We start from the raw sequence: 24,757 nt of genomic DNA, 5'->3' as shown, positions 1-24,757 counted from the left end.
ATTGGAGTATGATTCTTTTTCTTTCATTATAGTCGTATTTCAGAAGACACAAACTCTTCGTAAAAGCCTTTTAGTTTATTACTTTCTTTAACTACTTCACCAATTACAATAATTGCTGGGGAACTTAAATTATTTTTGGCAACTACTTTTTGGATGTTATCTATGGTTCCAATTCCAACCTTTTCTTCTAGAGTTGTTCCGTTTTGAATAATTGCAACCGGAATTTGACCTTTAGATTCTTTTTGGAATAAAGCTACAATTTCATCCAGTTTGCTCATTCCCATTAAGATCACTACGGTTGCTGTTGATTGAGCCGCCAAAGCTACATCGGTAGATAATTTTCGGGTAGAAGTGGTTCCCGTAATTACCCAAAAACTCTCAGAAACACCTCTTTTTGTCAACGAAATTCCTTGCGAAGCGGGAACTGCTATTGATGAGGAAATTCCGGGGATTACAAAAGTTGGAATTCCAAAACTTTCTACGAATTCAATTTCTTCGCTTCCTCTTCCAAAAATAAATGGATCGCCACCTTTCAACCGAACCACATGACCATAAGTCAATGCATTATCAACAATCAATTGGTTGATTTCATCTTGCGTATAAGCATGATAGCCCTTTCTTTTTCCAACAAATATTTTCAGTGCTTTTTTAGGCGCATAAGACAACAATTCATCATTTGACAAAGCATCGTACAAAACTACATTAGCTTCCGCCAAGGCTTTTGCACCTTTGATAGTAAGTAAATCTTGATCTCCTGGACCAGCGCCTACTAATGTAACTTGAGGTTTAATTCTATTTTTCATCTTCTAAGTCTTTAGCTCTGAATGCTTCGATTGTATCGAAAAAATGGATTGCTTGTTGTATATATTTTTTGGCGAAAGCTTCAGTAGGTTCGTTTTGATTGATTTGGAAAACTAAATCTCTGAAAGAAGTTTTAAATGAAATTTTATTGGTTTGTACAAAAACAGTATCAAATAAATCTATAATTCCGGCCTGATGATTTGTTTTTTGGTTTTCCGAAAGCAGTAAAGCTTTGGCACCATTTACAAAACCAGAATACGCATGATAAATAGCATCTGACCATTTATTTTCATCGAAAGCTTCTTGAGCAAATGTCAATTTATCTTTGGCTTCCAATAAAAGCGTGGCCACTAAATCAATCACAACGCCAGCACATTCTCCTACTCCAACGGCTTTTACGTAATTATCCGCATTTCCCCAATCAACAAAATCAGCTTCTGTAAGGTTGGTTATATCGGCTAAAGGTTTTAATATTTCGTAGAAATATTTCTCGCCTTTTTCTGTATAATAATTCACAAATGAAGTTCCATTCCCATTTTCATCAAAATCATTTAAGATATATCGCAACGCTTCAGGTCCTCTACGGCTTGGAATTTTTATAACTTTATCAGCAAAACGACCACTTCCATTTCCTAGATTTCCACCTCCCAATAAAACTTGCAAGGCTGGAGCAACTAATTTACCAGAGTTGATTGACATTCCTTGAAAACCAATCGCTGACATATTGTGTTGACCGCAAGCGTTCATACATCCACTAATTTTTATTTCAATCTCTTTGTTGTTTTTATATTGTGGATATTCTGCTTCGATTACTTTCTCCAATTCTTCGGCAATTCCTGTACTACTGGCAATTCCGAGGTTACAAGTATCAGTTCCTGGGCAAGCAGTGATATCAGCCATAGAATTGTATCCCAAAGTGACCATATCTAATTTCGCTAATTCTTGATAAAAGAAAGGCAGATTTTCTTCTTTTACATTGCGAATCACAATATTCTGACGCAATGAAAAACGCAATTCATTAGCTGCATAATTTTTAATCAAGTCTGCTAAAACTCTGGCTTTATCGGTATAAAAATCACCTAAAAGCACTTTAATACCTATAGCAACATATCCTTTTTGTTTTTGCGGAATTACAGATGAAGCTTTCCAAGTTTCATAAGCGACAATATCAGTAATAGTAATTTCTGGTACTTTTAATAAAGTTTCTGGAATAGTTTCATCAAATCCTGCAATGTCGATTTCGTATGTCTCAAAAGCGATTGCTTTTTTCTCTTTTTCAACCAATTCTAAGAAAGCTTCTTTCCCAATGTCTTTGATTAGAAATTTCATACGCGCTTTCATTCTTTTATTGCGCTCTCCATGTCTATCAAAAACCCGAATGATACCTTCAGCCGTTGGCACTATTTGATTTGCGGGAATAAATTCGCTTAATAATTCCGCGTGAATGGGTTGCGAACCTAATCCACCACCAAGCATCACTTTGAATCCTCTTTCACCATTTACAATTTTGGGAATAAATCCTAAATCGTGTAAATAGCTCAAAGCAGTATCCTCATCAGAAGAAGAAAATGAAATTTTGAATTTACGCCCCATTTCTTGGCAAATAGGATTTCGCAATAAATATTGAAACATTCCGTGAGCGTAAGGCGAAACGTCAAAAGGCTCGTTGACATCTACGCCTGCTAATTCGCTTGCTGTAATATTACGAACCGTATTTCCACAAGCTTCACGTAGTGTGATATCATCTTTAGCTAAATTTGCCCAAAGTTCAGGTGTTCTATCCAAACTCACATAGTGAATCTGAATATCTTGACGTGTGGTAATATGCAAACGACCTGTAGAATATTCGTCAGAAACTTTTGTAATACGAACTAATTGTTCGCTAGTTACTTTTCCGAAAGGCAATTTAATACGAATCATTTGGACTCCTTCCTGACGTTGCCCGTAAATTCCACGTGCTAAACGAAGACTGCGAAATCGTTCTCCATCAATTGTTCCCCCACGAAAAGCATGAATTTTTTTTTCTAAATCAATTATTTCTTTTTGTACGATTGGATTTTCTAATTCTGTTCTAAAACTTTGCATTTCCTGAGTATATTCCTCCCCCTGACCCCCTCCGAAGGAGGGGGAAACTTGATGGGAAATTATTAATGTATATATATTGTTCCCCACATCGGAGAGTTTGAAGGCGCTACTTTATGAAACCAACACCAGCAGTGGTATTTGTAGCAACATCAATTAAGATAAAGGCACCGTTGGTTTTATTTTCATTATAAGAATCAAAATACAGTGGTTTGCTTAATTTGATTGTGACTTCACCAATTTCATTAATAGACAATTGAGAAGCTGCTGTTGTTCCAGAATAATCAGTTGCAATTACATTTTTTACATTATCAATTTTTGCTAAAACTCTATTGGTATTATGCTGTACATAATATTTAGCTCCTGCAACTAATTTTTTGCTGTCCATCCAACAAACGGTTGTTGTAATATCTTTTTCTATTCTTGGAATTTCATCTGATTTTACAATCATGTCTCCTCTAGTGACATTGATATCATTTTCTAATTCGATTGTAATGGAAGAACCAGCACTAGCCTCATCAAATTGTTTGTCAAAAAAATGAATGTGTTTTACTTTAGACTCTGTTAAAGAAGGAAGCACTGTTACGGAATCTCCAACTTTGATATTGTTGCCATATAACTTACCCGCATATCCTCTAAAATCATGGTATTCCTCTGTTTTAGGTCTAATTACGGTTTGAACAGGAAAACGTGCTTTCCCTTTTTCGTAAACATCAGCAGGTTGTAATTCTTCTAGATGTTGTAAAACCGTTTGCCCTTTATACCATGGCATATTTTCTGATCGATCAGCTACGTTTCCTCCATTTATTGCACTGAGAGGAATGTAGCTCACATTTTGTTCCTTGAATGAACTCTTCCTGTTTAATTCTTGAAAATCGGTTTTGATTTTATTAAATACTTCCTCAGAATAATCAACTAAATCCATCTTGTTTACTGCAACAATCACCTCTTTTACTCGCAATAAATTATTGATGAAAAAGTGACGATAGGTTTGCTCAATAACGCCTTTTCTGGCATCTATCAAAATAATTGAAACTTGCGAAGTCGAAGCTCCCGTTACCATGTTTCTAGTATATTCTACGTGACCTGGCGTATCGGCAATGATGTAACTTTTCTTGGCTGTCGAAAAATAAATATGCGCTACATCTATTGTAATTCCTTGTTCTCTCTCGGCCACTAATCCGTCAGTAGCCAACGAAAAATCAAGATAGTCATATCCTTTTTGCTTGCTGCTTTTCTCAATTGCTTCTAATTTATCTGTAGTTAGTGATTTTGTATCATACAATAATCTCCCGATTAAAGTACTTTTCCCATCATCTACACTTCCTGCTGTTGCTATTTTTAAAACTTCCATAGGCCCCACCCCAGCCCTCCCCAAAAGGGAGGGAGCCAGGTTTTGATTTTAAATTATTAAATATGTTTTTTATAAGTCCTTTATTCCCCCTTTGGGGGTTAGGGGGATTAAAAATATCCTTGTTGTTTTCTTTTCTCCATCGCGGCTTCTGAACGTTTATCATCAATTCTGGCTCCTCTCTCAGATATTGTTGATGTTCTGATTTCGCCAACAACCTCAGCAATTGTTGCAGCATAAGAATCTACTGCAGCCGTACAACTCATATCTCCAACTGTTCTAAAACGAACAATTCTCTCTTCGATTTCTTCGTCTTCTTCTTGGTAAACAAATGGAGAATGTGACCAAATGAGTCCATCTCTCATAAAAACTTTACGTTTATGTGAAAAGTAAATAGATGGAATTTCAATTTTTTCTTGTTCAATATAACTCCAGACATCTAGTTCAGTCCAGTTTGAAATTGGGAAAACACGAACATTTTGACCATTTTCAATTTTTCCGTTTAGTAAATCAAATAATTCTGGACGCTGGTTTTTTTCATCCCATTGCCCAAAATCATCCCGTACCGAAAAAATACGTTCTTTAGCTCTTGCTTTTTCTTCATCTCGACGTGCGCCACCAATACAAGCATCAAATTTAAATTCTTCGATGGCATCAAGAAGTGTAGTCGTTTGCAAACTATTTCTGCTTGAATATTTACCAGATTCCTCTTGTACTTTACCAGAATCGATAGCATCTTGCACATTACGAACGATTAATTCTAAGCCTAATTCTTTAACTAATTTATCTCTAAAAGCAATAGTTTCAGGAAAATTATGTCCAGTATCTACGTGCAACAATGGAAAAGGAATTTTGGCTGGAAAAAAAGCTTTTTGTGCCAAACGTACTAATGTAATAGAATCTTTTCCACCAGAGAAAAGTAAAACTGGTTTGTCAAATTGAGAAATAACTTCTCTGAAAATGTATATCGCTTCGCTTTCTAAAGCATTCGTTTTTAATATTGTGCTCATAACTTATTTTTTATCCCATCTCTGGCCCTACACAAAATGAAGGAAGCCACAACTTGAAATTATTATTTTTATTTTAACTTATTACTTTTGGTGCAAACCGCATTCTTTATGACTGGATTCCCACCACCATCTTCCTGCTCTAATATCCTCGCCAGGCAAAATTGCTCTAGTACATGGTGCACAACCAATACTTACAAAACCTTGTTTGTGCAATGCATTTTGTGGTACATTATTATCCTCTATATAACTTTGAACTTCTTCTAATGTCCATTTTAACAAAGGATTAAATTTGATGATATTAAAGTGCGCATCATATTCAAAAAAAGGTAAATCATTTCTATTCTCAGACTGCTCTGCTCTTAAACCTGTAATCCAAATTTCATTTCCATTTAAGGCCTTACTTAACGGAGCTACTTTTCGAATAAAACAGCATTCTTTTCTATTTCCTACAGATTCGTAAAAACTATTTGGGCCTTTTTTGTTTAGTAAATCTTCAACAGATGCTGCTTCTGGGAAATGGGTTTTAATTTCTATTTTATACTTTTTAATTGTTTTATGAAAAACATCATACGTTTCTTGAAACAGCCGACCTGTATCTAAAGTAAAAATGGCAATTGGTAAATCCTTTGAAGCAATGAGCGCTGTAATCACTTGGTCTTCTTGTCCAAAAGAAGTTGAAAAAACTACTTTATTTTGATATTCATTAGCCAAAAAAGCTAAGGTCTCTTCGATTGAGAAGTTTTTTGTCTTTTCTATTAATGCTTGTGCAATTGTTGAACTCATTTTTAATCTTATTTAATTAATCTATTACCCTATAGGATTAGTAGATTGAATTGCAAAAGTACTATTTATTTTTAAATAACAAAATAATTGCATAATTTTTATTTTATTTCAAAACCATCGCTAAGCCTTGTAAATAAGCATTTTATAAATTACGAACGCAATAATTATTGATTTCTTTATCAGTCGGTTCTGTTTTATCATATCTATAAAAAAAGCAATTTAAAATTGATTATAGTTTATTTCTTGACAAATAAAATAATTAACCTACTTTGCCGATAGGATAGTTATAAATAATTATTATTTTTGTCAAAATTTTTTTTATGGATTTCCAATTAGGTTTAGTAATAGCAGGTTTAACGGTAGGTTTTATAGTTGGGATGACAGGTGTAGGAGGGGGATCTTTAATGACACCTATTTTATTATGGTTTGGAATTCCACCTACAACTGCTGTTGGCACAGACTTATTATATGCTGCTTTTACTAAAATGGGAGGAGTTTATGTACATCACAAGAAAAAAAACATCAATTGGTCTATAACAGGTTGGCTTTCATTAGGAAGTGTTCCCGCAGCTTTATTAACCTTATGGATATTGCATAGTATAAAAACAGAAGTAGCTTCTCTTAACGCTATTATAAAATATGGCTTAGGCTGGGCGCTTATATTAACTTCGATAGCGGTTTTATTCAAAAAGAAACTGTTAGTAGTTTCTCAGAAAAAGTCTGGAAATAAATTTCATAATGAAAGTAAAACTCAAAACCTACTAACTGTAGCTATTGGTCTTTTATTAGGTGCAACTGTTACCTTAACTTCTATTGGAGCCGGTGCATTGGGAACGGTTACCTTATTTTTCTTGTATCCCCTTTTAGCAACTCCAAGATTAGTGGGGACCGAAATTGCGCATGCTGTACCGTTAACGCTTGTAGCTGGATTAGGACACGCATCAATGGGAAATTTAGATTTAGGATTGTTGGGGCAATTATTACTTGGTTCTCTACCTGGAATTTATATTGGAAGCATGTTGAGCGGAAAAGTTCCCGATTTATTTCTTAGAAATGCTATCGCAATTATGCTTTTTATAGTGGGTTATAAATTAATTTTCTAGTTTTTTAGGTATTGCGATGCGGTATTTTAATTATGAAGTAAGTAATTTATTTTCTTAAACCATATAAGACATTTAAGAAAATATAAGCATGTGGTGTTAATAACCGTCGTCTTTTAAAGATGATGTTAATGATTAGAGGTTTTTAGCTACAGGAGTAATTTTTACCTGTATTTTTGATTATAAATAAGTTGAGTTTTTAATTATAAGTGTAGTTAGGTAATATTCTACATTCGTAGGAATGAAAAATTGAGCGTTACTGCTATTTTATAAAAAAAAATGGATTCTTAAGTCGATATGTTTTTTTTGCGTGAGGGATTGCAGTGGAGCTCTTTTTTTATTAGGTTTCGTTGGTAGAACGAGACCTAATAAAAAAAAGCGGGAACGGAAAGCCCGACCCGAAGTTGCGATGAGGAACGAATGAGCAATCTGAAGGTGCACGCCCAAATAAATATTGTTGAAAAAATTAATTTAAAAAGCGATATCTGCAAGGGTGTTACTCTCTAATATTTTTAGAGTGTTATCGCGTACTTCTATCATTAATTTTCGAACGGCACAATTTAATTCCTCCTTGCAGTCATCACATTTCTCATAGAAATTGTGACTGGCACAAGGCAAAAGTGCAATAGGTCCTTCTAGAATGCGATAAACATGCGCCATATTGATTTCTTTAGGATCTTTGATTAAGTAATAACCTCCTCCTTTTCCTTTTTTGGCACCTAAAAAACCAGAATTTCGCAATAACAATAAAATACTTTCTAAAAATTTCAACGAAATATTTTCACTCTTCGCTATTTCAGCAATTTGTACTGGTGTATTGTCTGCTTGGCGAGCCAAAAAAGTCATTGCTTTTATTCCGTATTTTGTTTTTTTAGAGAGCATAATTACCGATTTGGATTTAAGAATGATGATTAACGATTTTTGATTTTAAAAAAATCATCAACTGTTTTAAATTCGAACACCAAATTTACAATCTTTTTTTACGACAATCATCAAATCTAAATTCAAAAAATGCAACCTTAAAATCTAGGATAATGCTTGCTCTAAATCGGCTATTACATCCTTTACGGTTTCTAATCCTACGGAAACGCGGACTAAACCATCCGTGATGCTTACTGCCAAACGTTCCTCTACGGATAATTTACTATGAGTTGTAGAGGCGGGATGCGTAACAATAGTTCTTGTATCGCCTAAATTAGGAGACAAAGAACATAGTTTTATTTTATCCAGAAAAGTTCTTCCTGCTTCTAATCCGCCTTTGATCTCGAATGCTACGATATTTCCACCTAAACTCATTTGTTTTTTAGCAATGTCATATTGTGGATGTGATTTTAAAAACGGGTATTTCACCTGTTTCACTTTAGGATGATTTTCTAGAAACTCGGCGACTTGAAGTGCATTTTGGCAATGTTTCTCGACACGAACGGCTAAAGTTTCTAAACTTTTAGACAAAACCCATGCATTAAATGGGGATAATGCAGGACCTGTAAGTCGGGAAAACAAATAAATTTCTTTCATCAAGTCGGCTCTCCCCACAGTAACTCCTCCTAATACTCTTCCTTGTCCATCAATTAATTTAGTAGCAGAATGCACCACTAAATGCGCACCCCACTTTATAGGTTGCTGAATATAAGGGGTTGCAAAACAGTTGTCGATAATCAAAATCAAATTGTGTTTTTTAGCAATTGCTCCCAATAATTCCAAATCAATAATATCAACTGCTGGATTCGTAGGCGATTCCGCAAAAAGAATCTTGGTATTTGGTTTAATAAAACTCTCGATAGTTTCCGGTTTATTGATGTCAAAATACGAAGTTTCAATATTCCATTTTGGAAAGTATTTCATAAAAAGAGAATGTGTAGCACCAAAAACACTACTGGCAGACACAATATGATCTCCTGATTTTAACAAAGCTGCAAAAGTAGAATATACCGCTGCCATTCCAGATGCAAAAGCAAAACCTGCCTCAGCACCTTCCATTTTACAAATTTTATCTACAAATTCGTTGGTATTTGGGTTACTGTAACGGCTGTAAATATTTCTCTCTTTTTCTTCGGCAAAAGAGGCTCTCATATCTTCGGCATCTTCAAAAACAAAGCTGGAGGTTAAATACAAAGGCACTGAATGCTCCAAATATTGTGTTCTTTCTAATTGATTGCGTATTGCTTGGGTTTCAAACCCGAATTCTTGATCGTTCATAAAAGTTCTATTATCCCCACCCCAGCCCTTCCGCCGCGGCGGAGAGGGAGCCGAGACTAGAGTGTTATTATTTAAAAAATCAGCAATTATTTATAAGTTGCTTGTTCCCCCTTCGGGGGTTAGGGGGATTCCATTCAAAACTACTTTGTAATGTACTGTAGCTGTTGGCTCTAATGTTTTAGAAACGGAACAATACTTCTCAAAAGAAAGTTGTGCGGCTCTCGCTGCTTTTTCTGGATTAATTTCGCCTTCTAAATAAAAAACAACATGAATGTCTTTAAAAGGTTTTGCCTCTCCTATTTGAACTCTTTCGCCGTCAACCTCTGCTTTAAAAGAAGTAATTTCTTGACGTTGCTTTTTTAGAATCGAAATCATATCAATGGCGCTACAGCCTGCAACTCCCATTAACACTAGTTCCATAGGACTTGCTCCCATATCATTTCCTCCAAACTCAGGACGACTGTCTACGTTTACTATGTGTCCACGTTCGTTTTTTAATTCGAAATGAAAATTATCGTTTACTCTGTTTAATGTTACTTTCATAATATCCCCTCCCCAACCCTCCCCGAAGGGGAGGGAGCCAAGACCGGAGGTATGTCCTTTTTATATTATTTATATTTTCTTTATTCCCCCTTCGGGGGTAAGGGGGATTTTACCCTTTATCCGACAATCTCAAAATATCTCCAAAAACTCCTCTTGCTGTTACCGCTGATCCAGCGCCCGCTCCTTGAATTACTATTGGTCGATCTCCGTAGGACTCTGTGTAAATCTCGAAGAAAGAATCGGAACCTTTCAATCCTCCTAGCGCAGTATCTGAAGGAACTGACACTAATTTCACCTCTAGTATCCCTTTATCATGCTGCAAATCTCCAGACAATTCTCCTATATATCTTAACACATGATTCGGCTTTTGGTCTGCTTTTATTTTGTCATAAATAGGATCGAATTCCTTAAGCTTTGTTAAAAAATCAGCAACATCACCTTCACGTAAATGTTCTGGAATAAGATTTTGAATCTTAATTTCTTCAAATTCATTTTGCAAATCTAGTTCTCTTGCTAAAATCAATAATTTTCTTCCTACGTCATTACCGCACAAATCTTCTCTTGGATCTGGCTCCGTGTAACCGTTGTCAATTGCTTCTTTTAGAATTTCGCTAAAAGGCGCATCTTTTGCAGAGAAATTATTGAATAAATAGCTCAAAGTTCCAGAGAAAACCCCTTTAATTTTAGTAATATTTTCTCCTGAAAGATGCAGTAATTTAATCGTATCAATCAATGGCAAACCAGCTCCAACATTGGTTTCATACAAATAGTTCTTTTGGTTATCTGCTAATGATTTTCTTAAGCCTTTATAAAAACCATAGCTTAATGTGTTTGCTACTTTATTTGAAGAAATTAAATCGAAGCTGCTTTCCACCAGCGGAATATAGTTTTCAACAAATGCAGCACTCGCTGTATTATCGATGGCAATTAAATTTTCTAAATGATGTTCGTTTGCATAAGCAATAACGTCTTCCATCGTATAAGGAATTCCTTGATCTTGAATTTGATTTCTCCACTCTAAAGAAACTCCGTTTTTATCTAAAAGAATTTTTTTAGAATTGGCAATGGCAAAAACATTTAGTTTAATATGTTTTCTTTTATCAATTGCTTCAGCAGACTCTAAAATTTGATTAATCAAAGTTCCTCCCACTAGTCCATGTCCAAAAACAGCAATGTTGATTTTTTTTGAAACTCCAAAAATCTCACCGTGAATGACATTTAAGGCTTTATAAAGTTCGGTTTTTTTAACCACTAAACTCACGTTTTTACCCGTAACCGTATTATTAAAAAGTATAGGAATAATTTTATTTTTAATTAAAGCAGTATACGGTTTATGAAACGTACTTAAATCTTGGCCAATAATTGAAATTACCGAAACATTATCAGTCACCGTAATTTTATTCACATCTTTAGCATAGAAATCATTTTCAAATTCTTTTTCTAATTCGATCATTGCTCTTGTGGCTTTATCAGCTGCAACCACTAATCCAATTCCTCTTTCTGATGAACCTTGTGAAATGATACTTACACTGATATCATTATCGCCCATTACTTTAAAAATACGAGCATCTACACCTGTTTTTCCTAACAGTCCTCTTCCTTCAAGATTCACTAAAGCTACATTCTCTAAAACGGAAAGTGTTTTTATTCCCGCTCCTGCAGCATTAGCCGTAATGAGTGTTCCTTTATTTTCGTGATTAAACGTATTTAATATACGAAGCGGAATATTTTTTTCTAATAAAGGAATGATAGTTTTAGCATGCAGAATAGTTGCGCCAAAATTAGCCAACTCATTTGCTTCATTAAAAGTCAAGTGATCTATTTTTTTGGCATCCAGTACTAAATCTGGATTGGCAGTGTATATTCCGTCAACATGTGTGAAGTTCTGAAGTTCTTCCGCATTAATGAAATTTGCTATTAGTGAAGCTGTGTAATTACTTCCATTTCTACCTAAAGTAGTAGTTTCATTTTTGGCGTTCGCACCAATAAAACCTGTAATTACTAAAACGGCGTCTTCATTTTCTTTGAAAATCTGGATGATATTCTTTTTCGATGCCCCTTCTATAGGTTGAGCATCGCCAAAATTCGAGTCTGTAACTATCAATTCACGGGTATCGGCAAATTTTGCAAGAATACCTCTTTCGTTTAGTAAGAAGACGAGTAATTTAGCCGAAAGCACTTCACCTTGTGCCAAAATTTGATCTTGAATTTTAGTACTGTAATCGCCTATCAAACTCACTCCTTCAAAAAGTTTGTCTAATTTTTCAAATTCAACAGAGAAATCAATTGATTCAAATCCATCTTTTTGATATTTTTTAAAACTCTCTAAAAGTGGTTTGTAATTACCATTTTTCACAGCAATTGTTAAAATATCATCAAGTTCATCAGTGGCTTTTCCTCTTGCGGATACAACAACAGTAACTTTTTCTTCTTGCTTTATTTTACTTTCAATAATATTTAGAACCGTATTAATCCCTTCACCATTTGCTAAAGATTTTCCGCCAAATTTCAGTACTTTCATTTGTTTTTTATTTTTGAAGACTACTTCTAATAAATTGTCTAATTGTTCATATTCTATCAGGAAAGCATCATGTCCGTGCTGCGAGTCAATCTCACTATAGAATACATTGTTTTTAAATTTTTTGATATCGTTGTATGTTTCTTTATTCTCCTTTGCCGTAAAAAACAAGTCAGAGTTGATTCCTACAATATAAATATTGGCATCAACTTTAGAAATAAGAGATTCAAAAGATTCTCGATTTCGAGTGATATCAATGGTTTTTAATAATTGATTCATCATCTTGTAGGCCGATAACTGAAATCTTTTTTCTAATTTTTCTCCGTGATAATTCAACCAACTCTCCACTTGAAAAGTTTCGAGTTGCACATTGATATCTCGATTAAATTTTTCTTTAAAAGATTCAGGAGTTCGATAACACAACATTGCGTGAATGCGTGCATCTTCTATAGGTTTTTTAGAATTATTTAAGATTTGCTCTTGCAAATAACAGTTAGCAATCAACCAATCGGTAGCCTTCCAATCGGTAGCAATGGGAATGAAATTTTGAGTTAATTTAGGCTCTAAGGCCAAAATTTCCCAACCTATTCCTCCACCTATTGATCCACCGATAAGCGCAAAAAGTTGATCAACTTTTAACACACGAAGTCCTTCCAGAAAAATTTTAGCAATATCTCTTGCAATAAAATCCTTGTAGTTGTCGATGGTAGCTGAATTAAAACCATTGCCTGGAACATCAAAAGCGATGATGGTATATTTTCGGGTATCAATTGTTTTATCAACGCCTACTATTTCGTTCCACCAACCAGCTTCACCAATAACTTGTGAGTTTCCAGTTAAAGCATGATTAATTAAAATTATGGGAGCAGAATGCAAATCGGCGCCAAAAATCTGATAGCTTAAATTTAGGGTAGCATAGAAAGCACCGTTATGAGTGGTGAAATCTTGTAATGTAATTAATGAAGGTTTATTTTCCAATTTCAAATCTTTTAGGATTTTTGATTTGTGTCTGGAAATATTAGAAAGAAAGCTAGAATATTGGGTATCTAGACGAATTCTTAGTGTTATCTTTCCTAGCAACTGAAACAAATTCAGTTCAAGGTAGAATGCAGCACCTTCTCCGATAAATCGAAGGGTTGCTAAGGCTTCATCGGGTCTAATCCCTCTGCCTTTCTTTATAACATTTCAATACAAGTGTGAACTTAAAGCAGCAAATTAACTGCTATTATTTTTAAAAACCAAATTTTCGTGTCTTTTGATTTTTATAAGAAAAATAAAAGCAAAGTGTTAAACTTATAAATTAAAAGTAAAACTATACTATATCAGAGTAACACTTTGCATTTTTTTGTATCATCAGATAATGGAAATTACTTTCCCATTTCCTAAATAAACAACGCTTCATTCTCTTTTGAATACATTAAAAAAAGTAATGAATCTGTCACTTTATTTTGTGGCAAAGCATCATTTTTTGAAAATTCAAATCTCGAATCGATTAGTTCATTGATAAAGTCGTTCCCCTTTACTGTTTTATTTCTGAAATTAATACTTTTTAATAACTGAAATGTTTTTGCAAAATACTTAGTTGCACTCATAATTTAATAATTGTTTAGGTTTATAAAATTCTTTTTTGTTCTTATTGTTGTTATACTATCTTAGTTTTCAAATACTACTAAAAAAACAAAAACCCTTTTAGATGACTATCCAAAAGGGTTTTAAGTTATATATCAAACTTATACTTTTGGAATCAACAGTCATGCATGCATAAAATGGTACACACCACAACTACATTGGTGACTTTTACGGTATTTATTGTCTTGATTATTAGTTTTTTCATCTATTTCCGATTCTATTATAAATCAATTTAATTTTGGATGCTCATAAAAAAAGCCTCCCTATCATGGGAAGCTTATTTCTTATAATTTTAATTTAAAATTATGCAATAAACTACCCTCAGGAAATATCCTGACCGACTTTAAACATAGTGTAAATTGTATATTTCATCTTTATTTTTTTCAAAATCAAATATGCAACTTTTAATTCATATTTCCAAATAAAAAGACTGGATTTCTAATATTAAATAATCGTTAACAACCTTCTATTGTTTTCATATTCATCAGTCTTTCAATTTGTTGATCATTCAAACGATTATATTTGTAGGCCCTGCTGATTTGCTTTTTAAAAAATTGCCATTTCTGCTGCATATAAGGATATAATGATAATGAATTCATATTCCCCTCGTTTGACTTTTTGTAATGCTTTTTATATTCTTTAAAATAATTACAATAATCATCTAAATATTTATCCCATTTTAAATCTCCTGTTTTGTTACTTGTTTTCGATGCTTTTTGCTCCGCTACTAGTATTTCTCGTGACTCCATAATGAGATTGTTATTTTATTTTAATTTGATTTCTACTTCCAGCTAAAAAACACATCAACATATTGCTTTTCTTTGTTTTTAACTCGAAGCAAATCTACTGCGCTTATCTGCTACTTATCTTACACAATAAGGATTAATACTTATATAACTTTTTTGTATCATCACTTCAAAAAATATAAAAGCTTTATAGAAACTTCGAATTTTTTCTTTGAAACCAAAATCTAACTAGAACTCTATCGTTATTCTTCAAAAAAAGATTTAGTTAGAAATATGTAATTTTTCACAATTAAAAAACCAAATTTTATTAAAGTTCTTTAATTGTGAAATTACTATTGAATTATAATCATTTTTTAAACTAATTAAAATCATAGTCTTTAAACAAATTCAGATTGTTTTATACTTTTGAAAGCCACTTTTAAATCGGTAATTAAATCCTGAATATCTTCTAATCCTACAGACAATCGTATTAAGTCATTAGGAACTCCTGCTGCAGCTTTTTGTTCATCGGATAATTGCTGATGAGTAGTACTAGCAGGATGAATTATTAGTGATTTAGTGTCGCCAATATTAGCTAATAGCGAAAATAATTTAGTTTGATCTGCTACTGTTTTTGCTGCTTCAAATCCTCCTTTTAACCCAAAAGTCACTACTCCACTGTGACCTTTTGGCAAATACTGCTGAGCTAAATCATAGTATTTACTGGATTTCAACCCTGGATAATTTACCCAAGCCACTTCTGGTTGCTCTTCTAACCATTGCGCTAATGCCAAAGCATTTTCACTGTGGCGTTGTACACGAATAGGCAAAGTCTCCAATCCTTGTATAATCTGGAAGGCATTAAACGGACTCAAAGCTGCTCCAAAATCACGCAGACCTTCAATTCTAACCTTAGCAATAAAAGCTGCTTTTCCTAAAGCTTCATTGTAAATTAATCCGTGATAACCTGCTGAAGGCTCTGTGAATTCAGGAAATTTCCCATTGGTCCAATCAAAGTTTCCAGCATCAATAATCACACCTCCAAGAGAAGTTCCGTTTCCAGTGATGTATTTTGTTAAAGAATGCACTACGATATCCGCTCCAAAATCTATAGGATTCAACAAATAAGGGGATGCAACTGTATTATCAACTATAAAAGGGACTTTTGCGGTTCTTGCTTCCTTAGAAATACCTTTTAAATCTAAAACGTCTAATTTTGGATTCCCCAAGGATTCTACAAAAAAAGCTCTGGTATTTTCTTGAACAGCGTTCTTAAAGTTTTTTGTATCCGATGGATCTACAAATGTTGTGGTGATACCAAGTCTTGGTAATGTCACATTAAATAAATTGAAAGTTCCGCCGTATAAACTATTGGAAGCTACAATGTGATCTCCCGCTTTTAACAAAACTAACAATGCAGTAGTAATGGCAGCTGTACCAGAGGCTGTAACTACCGCTCCTATTCCCTTTTCTAGAATAGCCAATCGCTGCTCTAGAATATCGTTTGTTGGATTATTAAGTCGTGTATAAATAAATCCTGGCTCCTCTAATCCAAAAACTTTGGCGGCATGTTCCGAATTATTAAAAACATACGAACTTGTTTGATAAATTGGAACCGCTCTTGTTCCTGCTGTTTTAGTAACATCATGTCCTGCATGTAATGCATTTGTCTCAAATTTTTGTGTACTCATAATCTTCAAATTTAAATTAGTTGGTTTGTTATTAATTGCTTCTTTTTTTTATTTCTGATCTTAAAAAATAATACTCATATACTGGATTTATTAATTTAATTCCAAAAAAAAACCCCTGCTTTTCGCAGAGGTCTTAATTATATATTTTAAATTTTTAAAACTATACAATAGCGTGCTCTGCGGAAGGCTCCGGCATCATAACACACATATTGAAAGTTTTAATTGTCATTTTTCTTTATTTTATTTTACAAATCTGCAAACTATATTTGAATAAAACAAATAAAAAATAAATTATTTACAAATCCTATAGATTTAATAGGTTTTATTAAATTGTCTTAAATTATATTAAAAAAACAAAAGATTAATTTACAATTCAAAATGGTTTCATACATTTGCACCCTAATACAAGAGGAAAAATTTGAACTGATTGCAACCTCTTCATAATGAAACAAATTCATTGTGAATACTGAAAATTTTTCAGTAGAAAAAATGCTAAAGCAGAAACGCTCCTTTAGTCCTTTTCAGCAATTATTTTTTCTCATTTAATTTTAAAAATAATAATTATTATGGCCTATTTATTTACGTCAGAATCTGTAAGCGAGGGACACCCAGACAAAGTTGCAGATCAAATTTCAGATGCATTAATCGATAATTTTTTAGCATTTGATGCTGATTCAAAAGTAGCTTGTGAAACTTTAGTAACTACCGGTCAAGTAATACTTGCTGGTGAAGTAAAATCAAACACTTATTTAGACGTTCAACAAATTGCTCGTGATGTAATCAGAAAAATTGGTTATACGAAAAGCGAATACATGTTCGAAGCTAATTCTTGCGGTATTCTTTCTGCTATACACGAACAATCTGCTGATATTAATCAAGGTGTTGATAGAGCAAATCCTGAAGAGCAAGGTGCTGGTGACCAAGGAATGATGTTTGGTTACGCAACTAACGAAACAGAAAATTACATGCCATTGGCGCTTGACTTATCTCATAAATTATTGCAAGAATTAGCAATTTTAAGAAGAGAGAATAAAGAAATTACCTACTTGCGCCCTGATGCAAAATCTCAGGTAACATTAGAATATAGCGAAGACAATAAACCAACTCGTATTGATGCAATTGTAATCTCTACACAACACGATGATTTTGATGAAGAAGCTACTATGCTTGCTAAAATCAAAAAAGATATTGTGGAGATATTAATTCCAAGAATTATTGCAAAAAACCCAACGCACGCACATTTATTTAATGATACAATCCAATACCACATCAATCCAACAGGGAAATTCGTAATTGGAGGACCACACGGAGATACTGGACTTACTGGAAGAAAAATTATTGTAGATACTTACGGTGGAAAAGGGGCTCACGGTGGTGGAGCATTTTCTGGAAAAGATCCAAGTAAAGTAGATAGAAGTGCTGCTTATGCAACGCGTCATATCGCTAAAAACTTAGTTGCTGCGGGAATTGCTGATGAAATTTTAGTTCAGGTTTCTTACGCAATTGGTGTTGCAAAGCCAATGGGAATTTTTATTGATACTTACGGAACGTCAAAAGTAAACTTGACCAATGGTGAAATTGCCAAGAAAGTAGAAGCTATTTTTGACATGCGTCCTTACTTTATTGAGCAACGTTTAAAATTGAGAAATCCTATTTATAGCGAAACGGCTGCATACGGACACATGGGTCGTACACCTGAAACTGTTACAAAGACTTTTACAGCTCCCGGAGGTTTAACAAAAACCGTAGAAGTAGAATTATTCACTTGGGAAAAATTAGATTTTGTTGACCAAGTTAAAACAGCATTTGGACTATAAATCTTTTTATTAATCTATTATTATAATTAGACACAGAATAAAAACGGTCTTCCATACAAAAAAACCGCAATTAAAAAGAATTGCGGTTTTTTTTTATTATAATTCTTTTAGCAAAATTGTAAATAATTCTTTCAAACAATATTATTTACAGTACATCAAAAAGAAATTAATCATAAAAAAACCGTCGCTTCATAGAAACGACGGTTTTTTTTATTTTCAGTAATGTAAAATTAGAATTTGTATGTAATTCCAAGTTTAGCACCACTTACTACATTACCACCACCTAACTGAAGATTTACTCCAAAGTTATCACTGAAGAAATAACGACCACCAACTTGTAGACCGATACCAAAATTTTCAGCACCATTATAACCAGTAAGTTTTTCTCCGTCATATTTTGTAGTCCAACTATAGTAATTTAAGTTAGCTCCAGCATAAAAATCCCATTCACTAGGAATACTCAACAATTCATTAAAATGATAGTTTCCGTTTCCTTGAATCCCTAAGATAGAACTTTTTACTTTACCATTTCCAAAACCATAGTTTTCATTGTAAGATTGGTAAGAAAGTTCTGCTCCAAGAGTCCAGTTTGTTGCAATACCGTAATCAAGACCTACATAAACAGGTGTTCCCCATCCAGAAGTTCCAACTCCAGCATTTAATTGAACTCCTCCTTCTTCTAAAGGAGCCTGAGCATTTGCAAAACTAAAAGCGAATACAGCTAATAAAAGAGCGATTTTTTTCATGTTTAAATTTTTAAATTAATTTGATTATTGTGTAAATAACATCTGTAAAAGTAGTATTTTTCTATTGAATAAACAAAAAATCCGAATTTCGTTGGTGATTTTATTACAAAAAACAAACGATTATTCTATTTCTTAAGGGTCTAGAATCTATTGTAGGAATAAAATTAAAATCATATTCAGGTATTTTTAATAGATTCTATTTCTTGATCCTTTTTAATTTTGAAAAAAATATAGTTTTATTCAATACCATTAAAGTTCCTGAGAAAATCTAATTAGGTAAAAAATTTTTTTCATCAAGTTATTTAAATTAATAAAAAAGCGATCGTTTTTTGTAATGGTTAAATCGTAAATTCGTCTTCATGAAAAAAATTATATTTTTATTTATTATCCCCTTTTATACAGTTGTTTCAAGTCAAAACATTGAAATAATAGGCTCTAAAACGAATACGCTTCTTTTTGATGGAGATGAATTTTTGGGATATGACAATTTGGGTTTTTATTATTTTATAAAAAATAATGTTTTTCATAAACAGAACAATCAAAATAATCTCGAGTATAAAAACATTAGTCTTGGAAAAATTACGAAAATCGACATACAAAACCCTTTTAAAATAATTGTGTTTTATGAAAACTTCAATACAATAATTCTGCTAGACAATCAATTGAATGAAATTCAAAGCATTAATTTTTCAGAAAGCAAGACCCCTATTATCGTCACAGCTGTTGGTCTGGCATCTCAGAATCAGTTCTGGATTTACAACACTATGAATCAACAAATAGGGCTTTACGATTATTTAAAAAAAGAATACCGAGCGATCGCAGTTCCATTTATTGACACTATAAAATACTACCATTCCGACTTTAATTCCTTTTCCTGGATAGATCAAAAAAACAATTGGTACAGTTGCGATATTTTTGGAAAAATAGTTTTGAGAGGAATATTGACAAATTCAGATTACACATTGATTATAAATAAAAATCAAATTATGTACGCTAAGTCTGGAATTATAACTCTTGAAGATGCCGAGAAACAGAAAAAATATGAAATAAAAATTCCCGAAAAAACCTTTAATAAATTCTATTACAAGGACCAAATTTTATCTATTTTTACATCAGAAGGAATTACAAATTATAAAATCATAATACCGTAATGCACATAGCAATAGCAGGAAATATAGGTTCAGGAAAAACTACTCTAACGCGTTTATTAGCCAAACACTTTAAATGGGAACCCCATTTTGAGGATGTAGTTGACAATCCATACTTAGATGATTTTTACCATCAAATGGAACGTTGGTCTTTTAATTTACAAATTTATTTTCTCAACAGCCGTTTTCGACAAGTGATGCAAATTAGAGAAAGTGGCAAAAAGATCATACAAGACCGAACTATTTATGAAGATGCACATATTTTTGCTCCCAATCTTTACGCAATGGGATTAATGACAAGTCGTGATTTTCAGAATTACTCCTCTCTTTTTGAATTAATGGAATCAACTGTGAAACCACCAGATTTGTTAATCTATTTGAGAAGTTCGATTCCGAATCTAGTAGGACAAATTCACAAAAGAGGAAGAGAGTATGAGAATTCTATTTCGATTGATTATTTAAGCCGATTAAATGAACGTTATGAGGGTTGGATACAAACCTATGATAAAGGAAAATTAATGATCATAGATGTTGATAATATTAATTTTGTTGACAGTCAGGAAGATTTAGGAAATATTATCAATAGAATCGATGCCGAACTAAACGGATTATTCTAAAATACGCTCCCATATTCTCACAATAAGAAAGGGAGAAACAATAAAATTAATAAAAACTAAATACAAAAATGCCTCACTCCTAATTTTTAGAGTGAGGCATTTTTTGTAAAACTTTGTCAAATTTTTAAACTTTCACAAAGATGATTTAATCATTATTTTAAAGCGTCTATTTTAGCTTGAACTTCGGCGTCGGTTCCTTCAAATTTTTGAATTTCTTCTTTTCCGTCTATCGTTGTTTTTATAGTCGCAGTTACTTTTCCATCAATGTTTGACTTTTCGATAGACACTTCTTTTGAAGAAGAGAAATGCGTAGCGACTGATTTCTCATTCATAAATTTACAACTTGAACTTGTACAACCCTTAGCTAAACACTCTTCTTTAGACATTGAAGTACACATTTCTGAAGTAGCGCAACATGCTGGTTTATCCAGAACAGTATGACTACCGTTGCCTAAAATTGGAGCGATTACTAAACCAATCAAACAAGTCAATTTAATTAAAATATTCATCGATGGTCCAGATGTATCTTTAAACGGATCTCCAACAGTATCACCAGTTACCGCTGCTTTATGAGCATCAGAACCTTTATAAGTCATCTCACCATTTATCAAAACTCCGGCTTCAAAAGATTTTTTAGCATTATCCCAAGCTCCACCAGCATTATTTTGAAAAACTGCCCAAAGCACACCCGAAACAGTAACTCCAGCCATATAACCACCGAGCATTTCGGCTACTAATTGGTTATTACTACTATAAACTAACTTACCTAAAAGTACAATTGCAATAGGGAAACCAATAGTAAGAATTCCTGGCAACATCATTTCACGTAGTGCTGCTTTCGTAGAAATATCAACACATTTTGCGTATTCTGGTTTCCCAGTTCCTTCCATAATTCCAGGAATTTCTCTAAACTGACGACGTACTTCGTACACCATATCCATCGCTGCTTTTCCAACAGAGTTCATTGCCAAAGCAGAGAAAACTACAGGAATCATTCCGCCCACAAATAGCATAGCTAAAACAGGGGCTTTAAAAATATTAATTCCGTCAATTCCTGTAAAAGTAACATAGGCTGCAAATAAAGCCAATGAAGTTAATGCTGCAGAAGCAATTGCAAATCCCTTTCCAGTTGCTGCTGTTGTATTTCCAACAGAATCTAAGATATCAGTTCTCGTGCGTACTTCTTTAGGCAACTCGCTCATTTCAGCAATTCCACCTGCATTGTCTGATATTGGTCCAAAAGCATCAATAGCCAATTGCATTGCCGTAGTTGCCATCATCGCTGAAGCGGCTAAAGCTACTCCATAAAAGCCTGCCAAAGCATAGGTTGACCATATAGCTGCTGCAAATAATAAAACAGTCGGAAAAGTAGAAATCATTCCAGTTGCCAATCCTGCAATTACATTAGTTCCTGCACCCGTTGATGATTTTTGTACAATGGCCATAACTGGTTTTGTACCTAATCCGGTATAATATTCTGTAACTGATGAAATAGCACCACCAACAAATAAGCCAATTAGTGATGCATAGAAAACTCTCATTGAAGAAATATCTTGTAAGCCTTCGCCAAAGAAATTCATTTTCATAGTTTGAGGTAACATCCACTGAATTAAAAAGAAACAAGCGATAGCTGTAAGTACAATAGAAACCCAGTTTCCAATGTTTAGTGCTTTTTGAACTTGTGGTTCTTTAGCATTATCGTCTGTAATTTTGACTAATAGAGTTCCAACGATAGAAAATAAGATTCCGAAACCAGCAATTGCCATGGGTAATAGTATTGGACCAATTCCGCCAAAACCATTTTCTACGATATTCCCTCCCATGTCTTTGATTACATAGTTTCCTAATACCATTGCTGCTAAAACGGTAGCAACATAAGAACCAAACAAATCCGCACCCATGCCCGCAACATCACCAACATTGTCCCCAACATTATCAGCAATAGTCGCTGGATTACGTGGATCATCCTCTGGAATACCCGCTTCAACCTTACCAACTAAATCAGCTCCTACATCAGCGGCTTTGGTATAGATACCACCTCCAACTCGAGCAAATAATGCAATAGATTCAGCTCCTAACGAGAAACCAGCCAATGTTTCTAGTACAATTGTCATTGTCTCTGTGTCTTTCCAAACCCCTCCAGAAAGTATTTGAAATAAAATTATAAAGAAAGTTGTTAATCCTAAAACTGCTAGACCTGCAACTCCCAAACCCATAACAGTACCACCACCAAAAGAAACTTTTAGTGCTTGTGGCAAACTCGTACGTGCAGCTTGGGTGGTTCGAACATTGGTTTTAGTAGCGATTTTCATTCCCATATTTCCTGCCCAAGCTGAAAATATAGCTCCAAAAATAAAAGCAACTACTATTAGCAAATGTGTTTTTACACCTGGAATAAAAGTAATTCCGGCTAAAACAATGCTTGCTCCAATAACAAAGAAAGTCAACAACCTATATTCTGCTTTTAAAAAAGCTAAAGCTCCTTCGTAGATGTAATCTGAAATTTCTTTCATTTTTCCATCTCCTGGATCTTGTTTTAAAACCCAGGCTCTTTTATACATCATAAAAAGAAGGCCAACTATTGCCATAATTATTGGCACATAAATCATTATTGAATCCATAATTTTTGTTTGGTTTTTGGTTAAATTAACAATGTAACTTAACGAAAATAAACAAAAAAGCAATACTCTTAACGGAGTATTGCTTTTTTTATAAAAATCACAAATTAATTATTTAATGCTAAATAATCCTTTTGGTTTGTTTTCAATCTGATTGAAACGGTCTGTACATTGTTTGATGATAGAATAAGCTTCCTTAACATCTCCCCAACCACCTACGTCAACACTTTTGTTTTCAAGATCTTTATATACTTGAAAAAAGTGCTCGATTTCTTTTAATAAGTGTGGATTCATATCTGATAAATCATTCAATGAATTCCAAATTGGATCTGAAACAGGAACGCAAATTACTTTTTCATCTGGTCCTTTATCGTCTGCCATATGGAAAACACCGATTGGTTTTACTTCCATAACACATCCAGGAAAAGTTGGCTCATTTACTAATACCAAAACATCTAATGGATCTCCGTCTAAAGCTAAAGTTTCAGGAATAAATCCGTAATCAGCAGGATACATCATTGAAGAAAATAACATTCTGTCAAAACGCATTCTTTTTATTTCGAAATCATATTCGTATTTATTTCTACTTCCTCTTGGTATTTCGATTAATACATCGAAAGTTGTTAATTTGTCTGCAGTCATTTTAATTTTTCTTATCTATAATTATGGGTGCAAAAGTAAGGAATCTAACTCTTTTTTACAATAAAAATAAATACACTTTCAATTGATTGTGTTTTAAAAGTGAGCACGTTAATAAACAACTCTTCGATTTCGCTTTTTTAAATAATGATGCCACAAAAGATACGTCGCAAAGGAGCGATAAGGACTCCACTTTTCAGCATACTTTTCCATAGCCTCTTTATCGTGAATATCCAGTAATTCTTTTATAGTATTTACAACCGCAATATCTCCTAATGGTAATAAATCAGGCACTTGCAAACAAAACATCAGGTAAATATCAATAGTCCAATTGCCTATTCCTTTAATTTTTATAAGTTCCTGCCGAACTTCTTGCGCAGTTTTTTTTGGCAAACTTTCTAAATCAATTTCTTTATTTAAAATGGATAACGCTAAAGCTTTTATATAACTCGTTTTTTGACGACTTACTCCAAAATTCCTAAAAACTTCATCCGAAACAACCGATAAAACTTCTGGAATTATTGTTTTTTGACTGTCTTTTATTTTTAGAAATGTAGCTTTGGCCGAATCAATAGAAACTTGTTGCTCTAAAATTAGCAACACTAAAGTTTCAAATCCTTGCGGTCTTTGTGGAATTAAAGGCAATCCAAATTGATCAATAATTATCCTGAAAATCCGATCTTTTTCTGCGAGATAATCAAATGCTTCTTGCATAATCTGATTTTTTTTTAATCATCTTA

20 protein-coding genes and 1 riboswitch are annotated in these 24,757 nt (G+C 33.4%); of the genes, 4 read left to right on the top strand and 16 right to left on the bottom strand.

The window, feature by feature from the left end; all coding sequences use genetic code 11:
- Window positions 1-26: 26 nt before the first annotated feature.
- The 5 genes from cobA to MW871_RS13360 all read right to left on the bottom strand — a co-directional run bounded on the left by cobA (window position 27) and on the right by MW871_RS13360 (window position 6,027).
- Window positions 27-803, bottom strand: coding sequence for a uroporphyrinogen-III C-methyltransferase (gene cobA / locus MW871_RS13380; RefSeq protein ID WP_248428990.1), 777 nt, complete (start codon window positions 801-803; stop codon window positions 27-29).
- Entirely contained in the window at window positions 793-2,886 is a 2,094-nt protein-coding gene (locus MW871_RS13375; RefSeq protein WP_248428989.1) for a nitrite reductase, read from the bottom strand. The genes cobA and MW871_RS13375 overlap by 11 nt, the downstream gene beginning before the upstream one ends.
- 106 nt (window positions 2,887-2,992) lie before the next feature.
- Window positions 2,993-4,237, bottom strand: coding sequence for a sulfate adenylyltransferase subunit 1 (locus MW871_RS13370; protein WP_248428988.1), 1,245 nt, complete (start codon window positions 4,235-4,237; stop codon window positions 2,993-2,995).
- A 107-nt stretch (window positions 4,238-4,344) separates the two neighbouring features.
- On the bottom strand, window positions 4,345-5,244 hold the full coding sequence (gene cysD, locus MW871_RS13365) for a sulfate adenylyltransferase subunit CysD (protein WP_248428987.1): 900 nt from the start codon (window positions 5,242-5,244) through the stop codon (window positions 4,345-4,347).
- Window positions 5,245-5,325: 81 nt separating this feature from the next.
- Window positions 5,326-6,027 carry a phosphoadenylyl-sulfate reductase gene (locus MW871_RS13360; protein WP_248428986.1) on the bottom strand — a complete coding sequence of 234 codons (702 nt, stop codon included), beginning with the start codon at window positions 6,025-6,027 and terminating at the stop codon, window positions 5,326-5,328.
- Window positions 6,028-6,347: 320 nt separating this feature from the next.
- On the opposite strand from MW871_RS13360, the gene MW871_RS13355 reads away from it, so the two are divergent.
- Window positions 6,348-7,130, top strand: a complete 783-nt coding sequence (locus MW871_RS13355) for a sulfite exporter TauE/SafE family protein (RefSeq protein WP_210646654.1) — start codon at window positions 6,348-6,350, stop codon at window positions 7,128-7,130.
- 468 nt (window positions 7,131-7,598) lie between these two features.
- Here MW871_RS13355 and MW871_RS13350 read toward each other — a convergent pair whose 3' ends face one another.
- From MW871_RS13350 to MW871_RS13320, 7 genes are all read right to left on the bottom strand, one after another.
- On the bottom strand, window positions 7,599-8,009 hold the full coding sequence (locus MW871_RS13350) for an RrF2 family transcriptional regulator (RefSeq protein ID WP_248428985.1): 411 nt from the start codon (window positions 8,007-8,009) through the stop codon (window positions 7,599-7,601).
- A gap of 144 nt (window positions 8,010-8,153) precedes the next feature.
- A complete protein-coding gene (locus tag MW871_RS13345) occupies window positions 8,154-9,326 on the bottom strand; it encodes a trans-sulfuration enzyme family protein (RefSeq protein ID WP_248428984.1) in 1,173 nt (390 codons plus the stop codon).
- Between the two features lie 90 nt (window positions 9,327-9,416).
- Window positions 9,417-9,869, bottom strand: coding sequence for an OsmC family protein (locus MW871_RS13340; protein WP_248428983.1), 453 nt, complete (start codon window positions 9,867-9,869; stop codon window positions 9,417-9,419).
- Window positions 9,870-9,978: 109 nt separating this feature from the next.
- The gene (thrA, locus tag MW871_RS13335; RefSeq protein WP_248428982.1) at window positions 9,979-13,365 is read right to left on the bottom strand and encodes a bifunctional aspartate kinase/homoserine dehydrogenase I; all 3,387 of its coding nucleotides are present in this window, start codon (window positions 13,363-13,365) and stop codon (window positions 9,979-9,981) included.
- Between the two features lie 83 nt (window positions 13,366-13,448).
- Window positions 13,449-13,571: riboswitch (SAM riboswitch) on the bottom strand.
- 198 nt (window positions 13,572-13,769) lie between these two features.
- Window positions 13,770-13,979, bottom strand: a complete 210-nt coding sequence (locus tag MW871_RS13330) for a hypothetical protein (protein ID WP_188051456.1) — start codon at window positions 13,977-13,979, stop codon at window positions 13,770-13,772.
- A gap of 492 nt (window positions 13,980-14,471) precedes the next feature.
- A complete protein-coding gene (locus tag MW871_RS13325; RefSeq protein WP_188051332.1) occupies window positions 14,472-14,765 on the bottom strand; it encodes a hypothetical protein in 294 nt (97 codons plus the stop codon).
- Between the two features lie 374 nt (window positions 14,766-15,139).
- On the bottom strand, window positions 15,140-16,432 hold the full coding sequence (locus tag MW871_RS13320) for an O-acetylhomoserine aminocarboxypropyltransferase/cysteine synthase family protein (protein WP_248428981.1): 1,293 nt from the start codon (window positions 16,430-16,432) through the stop codon (window positions 15,140-15,142).
- Window positions 16,433-16,998: 566 nt separating this feature from the next.
- Here MW871_RS13320 and metK point away from each other — a divergent pair.
- Window positions 16,999-18,249 carry a methionine adenosyltransferase gene (gene metK / locus MW871_RS13315; RefSeq protein WP_248428980.1) on the top strand — a complete coding sequence of 417 codons (1,251 nt, stop codon included), beginning with the start codon at window positions 16,999-17,001 and terminating at the stop codon, window positions 18,247-18,249.
- A gap of 230 nt (window positions 18,250-18,479) precedes the next feature.
- Here the strand turns inward: metK and MW871_RS13310 are convergent, their stop codons facing one another.
- Window positions 18,480-18,995 (bottom strand): outer membrane beta-barrel protein, encoded by a 516-nt coding sequence (locus MW871_RS13310; RefSeq protein WP_248428979.1) that lies wholly within the window; start codon window positions 18,993-18,995, stop codon window positions 18,480-18,482.
- Between the two features lie 359 nt (window positions 18,996-19,354).
- Between MW871_RS13310 and MW871_RS13305 the strand changes: the two genes are divergently transcribed.
- Window positions 19,355-20,146 (top strand): hypothetical protein, encoded by a 792-nt coding sequence (locus MW871_RS13305; RefSeq protein ID WP_248428978.1) that lies wholly within the window; start codon window positions 19,355-19,357, stop codon window positions 20,144-20,146.
- On the top strand, window positions 20,146-20,760 hold the full coding sequence (locus MW871_RS13300) for a deoxynucleoside kinase (RefSeq protein ID WP_248428977.1): 615 nt from the start codon (window positions 20,146-20,148) through the stop codon (window positions 20,758-20,760). Before MW871_RS13305 ends, MW871_RS13300 begins: the two co-directional genes overlap by 1 nt.
- A gap of 152 nt (window positions 20,761-20,912) precedes the next feature.
- Here the strand turns inward: MW871_RS13300 and MW871_RS13295 are convergent, their stop codons facing one another.
- From MW871_RS13295 to MW871_RS13285, 3 genes are all read right to left on the bottom strand, one after another.
- Window positions 20,913-23,381: a sodium-translocating pyrophosphatase gene (locus MW871_RS13295; protein WP_248428976.1), complete on the bottom strand. Its 2,469-nt coding sequence runs from the start codon at window positions 23,379-23,381 to the stop codon at window positions 20,913-20,915.
- A 108-nt stretch (window positions 23,382-23,489) separates the two neighbouring features.
- On the bottom strand, window positions 23,490-24,020 hold the full coding sequence (locus MW871_RS13290; protein ID WP_188051339.1) for an inorganic diphosphatase: 531 nt from the start codon (window positions 24,018-24,020) through the stop codon (window positions 23,490-23,492).
- Window positions 24,021-24,128: 108 nt separating this feature from the next.
- On the bottom strand, window positions 24,129-24,731 hold the full coding sequence (locus MW871_RS13285; RefSeq protein ID WP_248428975.1) for a DNA-3-methyladenine glycosylase family protein: 603 nt from the start codon (window positions 24,729-24,731) through the stop codon (window positions 24,129-24,131).
- Between the last annotated feature and the right edge of the window lie 26 nt (window positions 24,732-24,757).

The sequence above is a fragment of the Flavobacterium pygoscelis genome, assembly GCF_023162025.1.
GTDB classification, from domain to species: domain Bacteria; phylum Bacteroidota; class Bacteroidia; order Flavobacteriales; family Flavobacteriaceae; genus Flavobacterium; species Flavobacterium pygoscelis.
Note: the sequence above shows the minus strand (reverse complement) of the source record. Positions and strands in the feature narration are given on the sequence as shown.